Source organism: Pseudoalteromonas sp. NZS100_1 (genome assembly GCF_015864285.1).
Taxonomy (GTDB): Bacteria; Pseudomonadota; Gammaproteobacteria; order Enterobacterales; family Alteromonadaceae; genus Pseudoalteromonas; species Pseudoalteromonas arctica.
In genome coordinates this window covers 151,873-166,342 of record NZ_JADYXN010000002.1, presented here as the reverse complement: position 1 = coordinate 166,342, position 14,470 = coordinate 151,873, and the positions used below count along the sequence as shown (strand labels likewise).

The 14,470-nt window shown below is 37.5% G+C and carries 12 protein-coding genes; 4 read left to right on the top strand and 8 right to left on the bottom strand.

The features are described 5' to 3' along the window. Positions 1–22: 22 nt before the first annotated feature. The 4 genes from I6F66_RS02085 to I6F66_RS02070 all read right to left on the bottom strand — a co-directional run bounded on the left by I6F66_RS02085 (position 23) and on the right by I6F66_RS02070 (position 6,193). The gene (locus I6F66_RS02085; RefSeq protein WP_197208594.1) at positions 23–745 is read right to left on the bottom strand and encodes a SapC family protein; all 723 of its coding nucleotides are present in this window, start codon (positions 743–745) and stop codon (positions 23–25) included. A gap of 23 nt (positions 746–768) precedes the next feature. Further along, positions 769–2,322 (bottom strand): tryptophan halogenase family protein, encoded by a 1,554-nt coding sequence (locus tag I6F66_RS02080; RefSeq protein WP_197208592.1) that lies wholly within the window; start codon positions 2,320–2,322, stop codon positions 769–771. 80 nt (positions 2,323–2,402) lie between these two features. Next, the gene (locus I6F66_RS02075; RefSeq protein WP_197208590.1) at positions 2,403–5,174 is read right to left on the bottom strand and encodes a TonB-dependent receptor; all 2,772 of its coding nucleotides are present in this window, start codon (positions 5,172–5,174) and stop codon (positions 2,403–2,405) included. A gap of 251 nt (positions 5,175–5,425) precedes the next feature. Continuing rightward, a complete protein-coding gene (locus tag I6F66_RS02070) occupies positions 5,426–6,193 on the bottom strand; it encodes an IclR family transcriptional regulator (protein WP_165727465.1) in 768 nt (255 codons plus the stop codon). 235 nt (positions 6,194–6,428) lie between these two features. On the opposite strand from I6F66_RS02070, the gene I6F66_RS02065 reads away from it, so the two are divergent. Both I6F66_RS02065 and I6F66_RS02060 read left to right on the top strand, forming a co-directional pair. Further along, positions 6,429–7,202: a phytanoyl-CoA dioxygenase family protein gene (locus I6F66_RS02065; RefSeq protein ID WP_007378079.1), complete on the top strand. Its 774-nt coding sequence runs from the start codon at positions 6,429–6,431 to the stop codon at positions 7,200–7,202. Positions 7,203–7,279: 77 nt separating this feature from the next. Beyond that, the gene (locus I6F66_RS02060; protein ID WP_197208588.1) at positions 7,280–8,383 is read left to right on the top strand and encodes a 6-bladed beta-propeller; all 1,104 of its coding nucleotides are present in this window, start codon (positions 7,280–7,282) and stop codon (positions 8,381–8,383) included. A 240-nt stretch (positions 8,384–8,623) separates the two neighbouring features. Here the strand turns inward: I6F66_RS02060 and I6F66_RS02055 are convergent, their stop codons facing one another. Next, positions 8,624–11,089: an agarase gene (locus tag I6F66_RS02055; protein ID WP_197119172.1), complete on the bottom strand. Its 2,466-nt coding sequence runs from the start codon at positions 11,087–11,089 to the stop codon at positions 8,624–8,626. Between the two features lie 500 nt (positions 11,090–11,589). Here I6F66_RS02055 and I6F66_RS02050 point away from each other — a divergent pair, with 500 nt between their 5' ends. Continuing rightward, positions 11,590–12,600, top strand: a complete 1,011-nt coding sequence (locus I6F66_RS02050; protein ID WP_166376295.1) for an alpha/beta fold hydrolase — start codon at positions 11,590–11,592, stop codon at positions 12,598–12,600. Between the two features lie 107 nt (positions 12,601–12,707). Here I6F66_RS02050 and I6F66_RS02045 read toward each other — a convergent pair whose 3' ends face one another. Both I6F66_RS02045 and I6F66_RS02040 read right to left on the bottom strand, forming a co-directional pair. Beyond that, the gene (locus I6F66_RS02045; RefSeq protein WP_149592459.1) at positions 12,708–13,136 is read right to left on the bottom strand and encodes a tetratricopeptide repeat protein; all 429 of its coding nucleotides are present in this window, start codon (positions 13,134–13,136) and stop codon (positions 12,708–12,710) included. Between the two features lie 225 nt (positions 13,137–13,361). Then, positions 13,362–13,535, bottom strand: coding sequence for a hypothetical protein (locus tag I6F66_RS02040; RefSeq protein WP_197119173.1), 174 nt, complete (start codon positions 13,533–13,535; stop codon positions 13,362–13,364). Between the two features lie 210 nt (positions 13,536–13,745). Here I6F66_RS02040 and I6F66_RS02035 point away from each other — a divergent pair, with 210 nt between their 5' ends. Beyond that, positions 13,746–14,132 carry a YkgJ family cysteine cluster protein gene (locus I6F66_RS02035; RefSeq protein WP_197119174.1) on the top strand — a complete coding sequence of 129 codons (387 nt, stop codon included), beginning with the start codon at positions 13,746–13,748 and terminating at the stop codon, positions 14,130–14,132. Here I6F66_RS02035 and I6F66_RS02030 read toward each other — a convergent pair. Beyond that, complete coding sequence (locus I6F66_RS02030) at positions 14,103–14,417, bottom strand: hypothetical protein (RefSeq protein ID WP_165727321.1); 315 nt, start codon at positions 14,415–14,417, stop codon at positions 14,103–14,105. The two genes, I6F66_RS02035 and I6F66_RS02030, sit on opposite strands and share 30 nt — an antisense overlap. Between the last annotated feature and the right edge of the window lie 53 nt (positions 14,418–14,470).

Genomic DNA, 14,470 nt, shown 5'->3' with positions numbered 1-14,470 from the left:
GTAACGCTAATTAATAAAAAACTTATTTTAAATCGTGTAACCATTTTACTAATTTTTGAACATGCCCGCTCGAACATAGAATTAGATGACAAGCTTGTATGTAACCCATTGAGTGCAGAACGTTTAGTGTTTCTGCAGATAGTTGTTGTAGTGTATCTGCGGCAATAGAATACAAGCCATTGTAGCCTTGTGTTTTGCCATTTGGTTTAGTGATGTTTAGCTGCACTGCTTCAATTAAATCGTGTTTTAGTAAGGTATTAATAAACGCGGTTGTGCGTTCGCCGCCGTTCATAAGCTTAATTAGCTGCTCACTCACATTAGTTAGATAAGCAGTTGGCTCTGAATTTTCATCAAATAATTGTACCCCTTCGCTATTACTTACTCTTGGGTGCTGCTCGTTAATTGTAACGGCTAACTGGGTTTGCTCACTATTATTTGAAAGCCTATTACCTACGCCTAGCTTAAATGGTTGTCGCTGAATGTGTAATGGCACGTAAGTAGCTTGCCAGATATCCTTTTGTAAAAATAGATTTTGTCCCTCATCAAAACCGGTTAAAGCAAACAGCTCAAATTGCCCAGTCTGATTATTTTTCATAAAATAGACTGGGTAGTCTAATGCAAGTTGAGAAAGCTCATCGGCAACAACCGGAATGTAGTTTATTGCCTCACCGTACTGTGCACCTCGCTCAGTTTTAATGCGAGTGTACTTATGTGTATTTTTATCGAGTAATACTGAGTTTGTCATAGTGTGTCGCTCTTATGTTTTAACTATATTTGCTGCATACCAAATTGATTAATTTGCACTAATAATTCTTTATTTGTAGGTAATTTATTAAGTAATTTTTGGGTGACTTGCTGGTTGTTATTAACAAGCGCAATGGCCTTTTTAAAATAACTTTCTGAGTTGCCATACAGTTCGCTTGAGCCTGTAAACCCCATGCCATACATCACATATTGATAGCTTGCTGCTGGAAACACTTCTTGTGAATGATCAAAGTGGTTATCGCTTGGTGTATGAAATTCCCAAAGTGATAAGTTATCTTTTAAGCTTTGTGGAATAGTATTTTGGCTACAATGTGCTTGCCAAAATGGGCTGTCGGTTCGTTTACTCAACATATAATGCAACTTTAAAAAGTCGATTATTCGCTCCCACCGATAACTAAATGTGCGGTTAAAACGCTGCGCTGTTATATTCATTACATGCCTATTGGCCGGAAATTGCTGGGCAACAAAATTGGCTGATATTTCTACCAATAATAAAGCAGAGGCTTCCAGTGGCTCCAAAAAACCAGCTGAGAGGCCTACTGCGACACAGTTTTTATGCCAAAATTTTTCACGATGTCCTGGTTCGAAACTAAGCTTTTTAACTTTGTATTCGCTTTGCTGATCTTTATTAATATTTAAGTAATCAAATAATTGCTGCTTAGCATCTTCATCACTAATGTGTTTACTAGAGTACACATGCCCTACTCCACGGCGTGTTTGTAACCCTATATCCCAAATCCAGCCAGATGTTTGTGCTGTAGATAAAGTATGCGAGCATATTGGTTCGTCATCTTTGTATGGCATGTGTATGGCTAGCGCACTATCAGCAAATAATACATCTTTACAAGATTTAAACCCCACCCCTAAGTTCTCACCTAGTAATAACGATTTAAAGCCACTGCAATCAATAAATAGATCCCCAGCTATCTCTATTTTATTATTAAGGCTAACGCTTTTAATATCGCCATTTGTGCAATTGTTTATACCGACGACAGTGCCTACAATGTGTTTAACTTTAAGATTATTAATGCAGTGGTTTTTTAAGAATGTAGCGAATAAGCCTGCATCCAAGTGATAAGCATAATTTGCTATTGCACTAAATTCGGGTGTGGTGATTTGTTTGGGAGCTAATCCGCTTTCGCATATTGATTGCTGCGCACTTACATACTGGGCAAAAGGAAGTTTTGGCTCGTTTTTAGTTAGCCAACTAGTAGCTAAGTTATGTTCATACATCCCTGTTGGTAGTTCAAGCGGGTGATAGTAATAGTCGTCTTCTTCACCTGTAATCCATTTGGCAAACTTGGCGCCTTGTTTAAACGACACATTACACTTTTGAATAAACTCACTCTCACGTATTCCCATATCTTTAAGGGTTCTTCGCATAGTAGGCCACGTCCCCTCACCTACTCCCACTGTTGGAATATCAGATGACTCTAACAGCGTAATATTTATTTTTTTACTGTGATGCTTTTGTAAATAAGCTGCAATTATTCCTGCACTTAGCCATCCTGCTGTTCCACCGCCAACTATTACTATTGATTTAATATCATCGTTCATAGCAACCTCGTTAGTTAAAAGGCAAAAACGACAGCGCTGAGCTGTCGTTTTGTATTATTTGTCAAAAACTAACTTATCATTTACCATTTAGCACTTAAGCCAATGCTAAAGCGCGGACCATATTGCTCAGCAGATACTAATTGCTCTGCAAAACGACCATGGCGGCGTGTTGTTTCATTAGTTAAATTAAGTGCATCAAAGCTAACACCCAAGGTGTCGTTAATAGTGTAATTAAAACTAAAATCTAGCTGACCGTACGCCTCTGTAAATGTAGGCTCAGTTCCCAAAGACAGTAAGAAATCATCGCGCCAGTTATAGGCTAAACGAACTTGGTAATCATCGTTTTCGTAAAAGCCGACCAAATTGCCTGAGTCGCTTAGTCCTGCTAGTGCAATTGTTTGGTCAAAATCATACGGTTTAAACGATTCATCGCTATTAACTATCGTATAATTAGCAACGACGCCAAAGCCTGTATCAGGCACCATGTACTGCGCATTTAATTCCCAACCATCTACTTCACGATTTTGAAGATTATCTGGCGTTGCAATATCAAATTTAACAATCGGGTCTGACGCTTGGCTTAAACATGCTGGGTTAGGTGTATCTGAACTATCAGGACAACCAGGGCGGGGGTTAACACTTGGATCGCGTAACGGCTCGCCATTTACATCATTTAGCGTACCTTGCACTACGCCTGCACCAATGAAGTTTTCAACAAACTTTTTAAAGTAACCAACCGATGCATAGCTTCCGTCGTCTCCATACCACTCAACTGAAAAATCAAAGTTATCTGACGTAATTGGCAATAAGTTAGGGTTACCTTGCGATGCATTAAACGGTCCTTCAGGACGGGCATTAATGGTAGTTGATGGGAACATACCACCAATACCTGCACGGGCTAATGTACGACTATATGAAAAACGAGTTTTAAAGCCGTCATCTAAGTCGGCGCTTATATCAAAGTTTGGTAATATACGTGTATAACCACCTTCAAGCTCCTGCGGTGTTGCTGTTGCAGCAAATACAGGGCGAAGTTCTTCAGCATGACGATAGTTAAAAGCAACAACCCCAGGCTTGACTGAATAACCTGTTACATCGGTGTCTTCGTAGCGCACACCGACATTCATATCAATTGGAATATCGTTAAATTCGGTTTTAAGATCAAATGATACATATATCGCGAGCGTTTGCTCCTCAACCCCATTTGTAGAAATATTTGGCTCAATAAATAATCCTTCATCTCTGACAATATCTACAAAATCGTTGGCACTGTAACGTGGAATAAATGGAAATAGCTGATCCGAACCTGAAAACTCATCAGCAAAGTCACCTTGTTCATCAAAGGTTAGCCCTAGGTTGTCTAGGGGAATATCGACAAATGAAAACTGCTCAGAAAGATAAGTATCAATTTGGTAATCGGTATACATTACACCAAAATTAATAGCGCTGAGTGCCCCACTCTTCAAATTCTCCCATTGTCCACTTGCATGATACTGCTTAATGGTATTTTTCATTTCATAGCCACGGCGCTGATATAAATCAGATACGATATTAGCAGGATCGTATGCACCGCCTGGCAATGTAGAGTCATCGACAGTAATACTCGGAATATCACCCGAAAAGTTAGCACCAATTGATTTAACAGAACCCGGTACATTTTTTAAGTTAGCAATCGTTTCGGCAGTATCTCCATCAGGGTTTGAGTGCGATGTAGAGTTATGAGCGTCAAACGTAAGTTTCAATGAATCGCTGGCTTGCCACGCTAAGTTAAGGCCTAGTGAATCATTTTCTTTTTTTTCGTAGAGTTCCCACGCCCAAAAATTCAACTCATCATTTGCATTTTTAATATCAACTAACGTACCGTTGGCATCAGTTGTACCGGTTGGATTATCGAACCAAAATGCCATTTTATTTGTGTTACTAGTTTCTTCAAAGCGCGATAAAGTGTAATCAAGCGTAGCCGTTAAGTTATCACTTGGAGCATACTGTAAAACCAGCTGCGCATTTTGACGCTCGCGCTTAGTTTCAAATCGCTCCATTTCTGGCGTCCAAGGTACCCAATAAGTACCAGTTGGATTAGCTGTTGTATCAATTGCACTGCTATCTACTCCTGTGGGGTTAGCGCGATTACGTACCCAGCCTTGCGATGTACCTACGCGCTCTCGGCCACTTTCTCGCTCTGAATGCGACAGCGCAAGTAAAACACCAAATGTATCGTCTGCAAATGTTTGGCTAACCATTCCCGAAATTTCAGGTGTTAAATTAGAATCTTCAGAGCTGGTATCTAATATTCCTTTTGCATTAGCAAAGGCTTTAAAGCCATCAAAATCAAACGGCTTTGCTGTATTTATATTAATGGTTGCGCCAATCCCTCCAGAGGCTATATTCGCTTTACCTGTTTTATAAACAGACACACCCGATACACTTTCTGCTGCTATTTCTCTAAAGTTAAAGCTGCGCGAAACCCCCGCTTCTTGCAATACAGAAGAGTTAGGCATTTGGCGGCCATTTAAGGTAACAAGGTTAAAACCTGGACCAAAACCACGGACACTAACTTGGTTGCCTTCATTGTTTGCACGGTCGATTGATACACCACTAATACGTTGCAGCGATTCAGCTAGGTTAGTATCTGGTAACTTACCAATATCTTCAGCTGAAATAGCATCTACCACGCCCGATGAGTCTTGTTTTATTGACGCAGATTTACTTAATGCGCTTCTAATACCAGTTACTTGGATAACTTCAACATCACTTTGTACAGTTGTCTCGTTTTCCTGTGCGGCATAACTTACAGGAGAAGTTATCAGCATTGCTGCGCAAATCGCATTTAATTTAAATTGTGTGTTAGTCATTTTTGCACCTAAATATTGTGTTTATTACGTGTAATCGTTGACGGATTATTTACGGGATGCTTATTGTTACCATAATATTGTTAACAATTAACTTTACAATAAATTAGTTTAACTAACTAAGTCAAACAAATTGACCATTTATTTTACAGTTAGCGTTGGTTTTTTATTCGATATTGTAAGCAAGCAGTAAAGTACTGAGACTTATGCATGATTGTTGAGCGGGTTGCTTCCTACAAAAGCGCCAGTTGGTATTAGCGCTCTAATAACGAGGTTATTTTTTTGGCGGTATTTTTAAGCTCGCTAATTACACTGTGTTTATTAGCGTGAGTGTTTAGGGTTGAGTCAAAAGAAGAAATGGTCAATGCAGCTATTAAATTTGCATTAGGCTTGCCAATTAAGACACTAAAATCGTGTACTCCGGCGATAAGTGGATTGCTTTGCATTATGTGCCCTTGCACTTTGATTGTGTTTAGCTCATTTAATAATGCTTTATAGGCGTCTTTACTAGCACTGTAAATTTCATCGTGTTCGATAAGCATTTGCCGCACTTCGTCATTACTGTTGGCTAAAAGCAGTTTACCCGCGCTTGAGCTACTAAGTGGAAATAAAGCCCCCTCTGCAATACTCAAATGCATAGGGCTTTTGCTACGCGCTTGCACTACCACCATAGCTTGGCTTTGATAAAGCATACTTAGATGACATGACTGTTCAATATTTACAGCTAGATCTTCCATATGTGGCAAGGCCGATTTTAGTACATTATCCATTGGTGAAATACTTCGCGATAAATTATACAACTTTAATGACAAATGATATCGACCAGAGGTTTCAGAGCGAATTAGATAACCGCGCTTTTCAAGCCCAACAAGTACTCTATAGACTTCGTTAGGTGTTTTTAAAATACCAGCCGCTATCTCACTTTGTGTACAAGGCCTTTTATTTTTTGCTAAAAATTCTAATATATCCAACCCCTTATCTAAAGCAGGAACTGCATATTTAGTTTTTGATTTATCGTTCATTTGTACTTATTTATGCCTTTTAAAATTGATAAACAATACGTTTGTTTATATATAAATTTAAAACTTTTTTTTAGTTTGAAATTTTCAATAATAATTTAAAATCAATAACTTAATAAAACAAAACCCATTCATATATGAATTCTATATTTTTATATAAATTACGCTTGACCTAAATGCTTAACCGAGCAATCATTGTTAACAATATACAACTGTAAGAGAAAATGGAAATATATTTATGTCACACACTTATTTAACACCACAACAAATAGCTGATTTTCACCGTGATGGTTATATTATTGTCAAAAATTACTACAGCGCTGATGAAATTGAGCTATTACAACAAACTGCTTTTAATGACGATACACTCTATGAGCGAGCATGGGACAAAAAAGACGCCGACGGCGCTGTAAGTAAAGTCTGTTTATGGCAAAAAACAGGCGACGATTTATACAGTATGTTTTCTCGCGGTCGTCGTTTAATTGAAGTATGCGAAACACTTATTGGCGAAGAGGTGTACCACACCAGCACTAAAATTATGATGAAAGAACCATTTGTAGGTGGCGCCTGGGAATGGCATCAAGATTTTGGCTACTGGCATCGTGATAACTACATGCTTTATCCAAAATCAATTAGCTGTATGGTCGCCATTAATAAAGCGACGCAAGAAAATGGTTGCTTGCAAGTACTTAAAGGCTCACATCATTTGGGACGATTAGATCACAGTAAAACGGGTGACCAAAAAGGCGCCTGTTTAGAGTTTGTAGAAGAAGCAATGAAGTACCATGAACTTATCAATGTAGAACTTGAACCAGGTGATGTACTGTTTTTCCACTGTAATTTACTGCATAAATCAAATCAAAACCGTGCTGCAGAACCTCGCTGGTCAATGATCAGTGCTTACAATGCGATTAGCAACCAACCATTTAAAGAAAACGAAGCTGTTTATTACCCTTTAAATCGCGTTAACGATGATGCTATTTTAAATTTTAAAGCAAAAGAACGCACTTAAAGTAACCTTCTAGCCTAAACCAGCTTATGCATTATAGCCCAATGCATAAGCTGGTTTTTTTATATGGAAAATTCTGTATGTTAACCTCAGAGCAAAAACACCTTATACCTCACGCTACTCCTAAAAATGACGAAGACCCGCACGGGAAAATAATTGGCCAAGGTCAATTTAAATACAAAATAGACGCCCACTGGGGGAAGTTAAACCCAAATAAATACCCTATAGAAAATTGTCATGCGATGGTGATGGACTCACAAGGGAGAATATTTATGATCACCGATAACACGACTAATAATATTTTAGTTTATAGCCAAAACGGTGAATTACTTGACGCTTTTGGAAGCTCTTTTCCTGGTGGACACGCTATAAAAATTGTAAAAGAAGGCGAGCAAGAATTTTTATACGTTGTAGATAGTGGCTGGATTGTTAATCGCCACTGGGATGGTCACAGCACAGAGCAATGGGATAGCCCTACTAACAATGTCATTCCACAGGCTGGCTTTATTTCCAAAATGACCTTAGATGGCAAACTGATTTACAGTATTGGCCATCCACAAACGTGCGGTGCTTATAAACCCGAGCAACCTTTTCGCCCTACTGATATTGCCATTGCCCCCAATGGGGACTTATACGTAACCGACGGTTATGGTAGCGACTTTTTACTGCATTATGATAAACAAGGCCGCTATATAAACCATTGGGGCGGTCACCATAATGATGACGAAAATTACAATTTACACAACACCCACGGTATTGAAGTAGACTTACGCGATCCATCAAATCCCACATTAATAGTAAGCTCTCGTTTTGAGCAATGTTTAAAAGTATTTTCGTTTGATGGTAAGTACCTTGATAGAATTAGCGCTAATGGGGCATATATTGGCGGTCCCGTGTTCAAAGGCGAACTATTTTATGCACCTGTTTGCTGGTCGCATATTGACAATAAAAATGCTGACGACTCTGGCTTTATTAGTATATTTGATAAAAATAACACGCTCATAGCTAATTTAGGAGCACCGCAACCCCAGTACATAAACGCTGAACTACAACCGATGCAAAGTAACGGGGACATTTTTAATCACGTGCATTGTATTTGCGTAGATCAAGACGATAACTTGTATGTTGGCCAGTGGAACTCCTCTAAAACATACCCCATTAAATTAATAAAACAACCATGCTAAGTTTAACGCTCTGAGAATAGTGTTTATTTTTAATAATGAGTACCTTGTACTCATTATAAAGCATAAAACTCACAGGCTTAACAGCAAAAATACACCTAAAGCCATTCCTCGCATATTTAGTATTAGTTTATTTGTATCGTGTTAGGCAGTTGTAGCCACACTAATAAAAATAAAAAACTGCGAATCTATTATATAGATAAACCCGCAGTTTGTTTATTACTTAACCTTTATTACACGTTTTTAGCGAGTAATACGTTTACTCATTTTAAAGTTTTGTAATGTAAGTGAACTAACAGCGCCGCCAGTGTCTGGAAATGTCACTTCAATACTATTCGTTTTTGCAAGGTCGCTATAAGGTACCGGTATTTCAAGTACACCAAAGAAACGTTCGCGTCCTAACCCTCCATTAACCTGGTCGTACCCTCTAAAATCAGTAGGTACAGCGACTTTATTACCATTAACAGTAACCGTAGGTGTAAGCGACTTACCATGAGGACGACCAACACCTAAGCGTAATACTGCCTCGCCATTAGTTCCTTTATCAACGTTATTAATTGTAAAAAACTGAGTTGAGTTAGCAACAATATCTTTAACCACAGCACTTGCGTAGTGCTTAGTTTCTTGATTAATATTATTAATTATCACATTACTTTGATGACTAATTTTAATGATCATCGTTGACTCTGTGCCCAAATTAACTAAATCAGGTAATACTGTACTATCGTTATCATCAAGGACTGGTTTACCTTGAGCATCAGGATGTAAATGCTTAATGTTTACGCCAGTAACGCTATTAGAACCACCGCCTAAAACACTTAAATCAATATTGGTTGGTGAATTTTCAAGGCTGTTTAATACCAAATAAACATCTTTGCCATCAACATAAGCATCTGCTTGTATATCCAAATCACTCGCCCAGCTATCGATTCGCGTCCCTTTAATATCTGACCAAAGCTGGTAAAACTTAACCATTTCGGTGTAAACCCACTGCTCGCCGGTTTCACCTTCTCCCTCTTTAGCTTGACGTAGTAAACGCCAGTAATACGGAATGGTATCGCTTATACGGCCCCACTCTGCTTTTAATGGAATAAACGGTATGGCTTTATCAATACGGTTAGGCCTTTCCATAAAGCTCATAAGCATAGAGCTCATTGCTTTTAAACATAGCCAATCACGTTGCGGTGTCCATTTAGTGCCAAAAGACCCTTGCAGTTGCGATCCATATTCCGAAATGACTATTGGTTTAATACTCCCCCATTTATAAGCCATGTATTGCTCAACCATATCAAGAGTCGCTTCCATGTTACTACCTTTACGGTATTGCTCTTGATGTTGACCACCAGGGCCGCCTGGAAAGTTTGGAAAATCGTATAAGTGCATCGAAATAAAATCCATTTTATCTCCTGCAATATCTAGAAATGCCTTGTCGCGTTGCTTCCAATTATCAAAATAGTTTGCCCCTTTTTCATAATCAGGAAATGCCACTGTAAAACCGCCTACTTTTACATCGTTCAATGCTGAATTATTATGAACTACATCTGCAACTGAGTTATGTAGCCTAAAGATGTCATATAGACTTTCTTTGTCATAACCTTTATGAGGAAAGTCGTGTAGTTCAAATAGTGGCTCGTTCATAACTTCAAGGTATGTTGGGCGCTTTTGACCTAGAGTATCTGATGCGCCAGCTTTAAAGTACTTTTGTAAAAACTGCGCCATATAATCACCAAGCGCGGTGCCTAGTGGTTCGCCGGCAGTATCAGTTTGCGAAAAAGACCAGTTTTGGTTACCAATTTTAGTACCATCTGGGTAATAAGGGTGCTGCTGTGCTGCGACAATTAAATCACTGTTACGCCCTTCATGCTTTCGCATTGCTTTAGCTTCATCTGTGGTAATATTGGAGTAATTCCATTTAACACCGCCACCATTAGTTGTAGCCGTTACCGCACTTGCATAACCTGGTTTAGCCGAATCTTCTGGTAACTGTGTTAATTGATATTTCATGCTGCCGGTATCGCGGCCAAAATATACATCATAATTTTCTAAAAAGTTCGTCATTAAATTAAGATCAGCATTAGGCGCATTTAAACTTTGAGCATTATTTCCAAACCAGTCACTTTCGGTATTAGATGAGTGCAATGTAATAAACTTACGACGGTCGAAGCTATCAAACTGTCCTACAGCATGTTTTGTATCAATATTAAATTGTACCTTAACTTTATCGTTACTAACGCTTGCACCGCTGCTTGCTTGTTGCTCAACAACAAACTTACTTTGATTTGCACCACACTGCGATTTAACAACTAAATTACTACCGTCTGATGTGTTAGTTGGTTGAACACATTTACCTCCTGATACATGCTTAATAGCATTAGCCGACGTTTTAGTAAACTTCACTCGGTTATCAAAGTCACAACCCGACCACAAAACAAGTTGCTGTCCATCGACGGGGTTTGCTAAGCCGCCAGGGTGGACGCATAAACCCGACTTAACGTGCTTTATACTCCCACCAGATGTCCAGCTAAACCCTGCTGCATCACCGCTACAGTTATTGTTTAATACTACTTGAGTACCATTTACTGCATTATCAGCGGTTCTAAAACACATTTGTGAAGACGTTTGTTTAATAACAGTGCCAGCGTGTGCATTAAAAACGCTTGAAAGTAATAGCGCGCTCGAAATCGCGCAATACAATGAGCTTTTTTTCATTTTTTGTTACCTATCTTGGTGTGAAAATTAATCCTTTGTGTAAAGGCATCGAATTCACAATCAATATAATGTTAACAATTAACTGTATGCAACAATAAATTAATGACTTGTTCAAATTTCACACTTTAGTACCATAAATAGGCACGTGAATTTAAAGTTTAAATGAACAACATGAACACAATATTTATAGTTACAAATAATAGTCACTTATAACACACACGACAAAAAACAACCGTAAGCATATGTTACTAAATACTTTTTAATTTATCGGCATGAAATAAGTACAAGAATTAAATTTTTATATATGCACTTAGTTTTTTAAGAATATATTTTTTTACGACAGATTCGAATTGATATTTTAGAGGTTAAACTGTTAACAATTATTATATTTTATACTTAGACATTTAAGTAAATTGGAAGTTTTAATGAATGTAATTATTAAGATGGCTGGTCTAATTTGTTAATAAAGCAGTATTACCAAAACATTAACGAGTTTAGTTATGCACCCAGATATACAAAACAATCTTAAAATAAGACCTGCTCACATCGCCTCATTTATTGTGTTTTTATTAGTATCTATGTCTACACTTACCGCCAAAGTGTACGCCACAGATGCTGTATGGCCTTCAAAAACCACTTACAAATATGCAAACGTAAATGGTAAAAAAATATTTTATCGAGAAGCAGGCAAGCAACATGAGCAAACCATTGTACTTTTACATGGTTATCCGTCGTCATCACATAGCTACCGTGAGCTTATTCCGCTTTTATCTGGGCGTTATCATGTGATAGCACCTGATTATTTAGGCTCAGGTTATAGCGACCGCCCAAACCTTGGGGATCAAAAATATACATTTGAGTTACTGGCTAGATATGTTGAAGGACTACTGACAACGCTTAAAGTAAAGCGCTACAGCCTCTACATTCAAGATTTTGGAGCACCTGTAGGCTTTAGAATGCTGTTAAGTAACCCAAATAAACTCGAGGCATTAATCGTGCAAAATGGTAATGCATATTTAGAAGGTTTAACTCCTGCAAGGCAAACATTTTTTAAAACAGCTAATCAAGATAAATCCAAAGCACAACAAGCTAAGCTGTATTCATTTACTTCAGAGCAAGCCATTACTAATAAACAGTACTTACGCGATGTGCAAAATAATACTCAAATAATGAACCCTGATAGCTGGACTCACGACCTTCATTTTTTACAAACTAAAACTGATCGATCAATTCAAGTACAGCTACTACAAGATTACTACAACAACCTACTCGACTACCCCAAATGGCAAGCATATTTAAGAGAGCATCAGCCACCTACATTAATTGTATGGGGTAAAAACGATCCAGCATTTATAGCTGCAGGCGCTAAAGCGTATTTAAAAGATGTACCAAACGCAGAACTGCATTTACTCGATTCTGGGCACTTTAGTGTTGAAGAAAAACCAGTTGAAATAGCAAAGTACATTGTGGACTTTATGGATAAATTAGCGATTAAAAACAAACAAAACTAATTTACTTTGTAATACAAAAAAGCGCTGAAGGTATGAAATAACCCACCAGCGCTTTCTTGTTAAATATAAAGCTAAATAAAACGTTAAATAATACTCACTAAATCAGCTTAACCTTCTTCTTCAATAAGTGACTCTAGTAGGTCATGTATTTCAGCTTTAAGCTCTTTGTCTTCAATTTTATTAGCGCTAACTTTAGCATTTTGAAGATTTTTAATGGCCTCGTCTTTTTGACCAAGCTCTAGTTGTAACGTAGCCATTGAAAAAGCAACCGACGACATGTGATCTTTGTTATTAATCGCAACCGACTTCTCTAATGCTTTTTCATAAGTAGTGATTGCCTCCTCTAGCTCTTCGGTAAAATCAGCTAGCGTTTCCCATTGTACAGGGTGATCTTTTGATGTGTTTTCATTTTCTATACAAATAGCTTTTAGCTCTGCAAATAACGATTCAAACTTTTCACGGTTATTTTTATTAGCTGCCGCCATTAAATCTTCTGCAAGGTCATGTACCGCTTTATATACTTTTGTGTTCATCATCGCGAGGTATCCTTTAGAGTTACTAAACTAAATGCTTTTACTTTAGTAAAAATAGTATTTTCAGTCGTTAAAAGCTTATTTTAACCACTGATTTATTGAATTAGCTGTATGGCGTAATAATACATTAATAATGAACATAGCGTAGGCGTTAAACGCGTTGTGGTTAAAATTTTATTTAAATTAGGGCTAGAACTTAACGTGCTCAGGTAAAAACAGAAAAAGGTACTAAAACAAACCCACTATCCAATCGAAGGTAAAAACCGTCGTAAATAATTTTAGCGCAATAACAGCTACAAATAAGAGGATAAAGAACACTTTTGCTTTGTAGCTTTTCAGATTTTTCCAATACAAGCGTTTTGCATTAAATTCTGTCTTAAAATTATCTAAAGCGTCTTTCATGGTTACTCCCTGCTAATTTATTTCTATAAACATTGAGCCTAAACTATTCATATTGATGTGCACGCTATAAAGGGTAACAAGGTGTGTCATCAGTAATTTTAGTATGTATGATTTGTTTATTATCAAAAACGCGAATCTTTTAGAACAGCTATAAATAAATTCGGTGCTACACTAGCGACTAACTTAAACTCGTTAACAGCCAACTAAATTATGAAAGAATGTAACCAGTGTGGTAAATGCTGTATTAAATACGGCGGCGGCGATTTAAGCGCATCAAAAGAAGAAATAGATTTATGGGAGCTTTTTAATCCCGAAATTTATGAATACGTTAAAAACAATGAGATTTGGTTCGATCCTGAAACAGGATTAAGGCTAAATGCTTGCCCATTTTTAGAAATTGTCCCTAAAAAAGACCCTCTCGCTAAAAATATGTATACCTGCAGTATCTACCTCGACCGACCAGAGGATTGCCGACACTATCCTAGCCTAATACCTGAAATGATCAGAGATGAATGCGAGATGATTGAACCTATCGACATAAAAAATCAAACCAGGGCTCAACATAAACTAGATATACTTATGATTGATAGTCGGTAACTCTCTTTTAAACTGCAACAGGTTATTGGTTATTTTTTTATTTTTAAATAAGAGTAAACGTGTATACCAACAACCTATAGCCACAACAATAGAGCCAAAGCAAATTACAAATAAGGGTATTATAGGCTCATTCCATCCCATTGGAATAATTATAATAAATGGAGTTACACTCGCTAAAAGAACCATAGGTAAATTAAAAACATTAAATTTTTTTAATAAAATTGATATTGGTACCCCATAAACAAGTAGTGCGGGATAAACATAAAATAAGCTTCCGCCAACCATTAAGGCATCTGTTTTCTTTTCGGCCAATAGCACAAGTAAATATAATACACATA

Bases quoted from the DNA above. Each gene is read 5' to 3' on its own strand.
- I6F66_RS02085 (WP_197208594.1), bottom strand. From the start codon at position 745: ATGACAAACTCAGTATTACTCGATAAAAATACACATAAGTACACTCGC.
- I6F66_RS02080 (WP_197208592.1), bottom strand. From the start codon at position 2,322: ATGAACGATGATATTAAATCAATAGTAATAGTTGGCGGTGGAACAGCA.
- I6F66_RS02075 (WP_197208590.1), bottom strand. From the start codon at position 5,174: ATGACTAACACACAATTTAAATTAAATGCGATTTGCGCAGCAATGCTG.
- I6F66_RS02070 (WP_165727465.1), bottom strand. From the start codon at position 6,193: ATGAACGATAAATCAAAAACTAAATATGCAGTTCCTGCTTTAGATAAG.
- I6F66_RS02065 (WP_007378079.1), top strand. From the start codon at position 6,429: ATGTCACACACTTATTTAACACCACAACAAATAGCTGATTTTCACCGT.
- I6F66_RS02060 (WP_197208588.1), top strand. From the start codon at position 7,280: ATGTTAACCTCAGAGCAAAAACACCTTATACCTCACGCTACTCCTAAA.
- I6F66_RS02055 (WP_197119172.1), bottom strand. From the start codon at position 11,089: ATGAAAAAAAGCTCATTGTATTGCGCGATTTCGAGCGCGCTATTACTT.
- I6F66_RS02050 (WP_166376295.1), top strand. From the start codon at position 11,590: ATGCACCCAGATATACAAAACAATCTTAAAATAAGACCTGCTCACATC.
- I6F66_RS02045 (WP_149592459.1), bottom strand. From the start codon at position 13,136: ATGATGAACACAAAAGTATATAAAGCGGTACATGACCTTGCAGAAGAT.
- I6F66_RS02040 (WP_197119173.1), bottom strand. From the start codon at position 13,535: ATGAAAGACGCTTTAGATAATTTTAAGACAGAATTTAATGCAAAACGC.
- I6F66_RS02035 (WP_197119174.1), top strand. From the start codon at position 13,746: ATGAAAGAATGTAACCAGTGTGGTAAATGCTGTATTAAATACGGCGGC.
- I6F66_RS02030 (WP_165727321.1), bottom strand. From the start codon at position 14,417: ATGGTTGGCGGAAGCTTATTTTATGTTTATCCCGCACTACTTGTTTAT.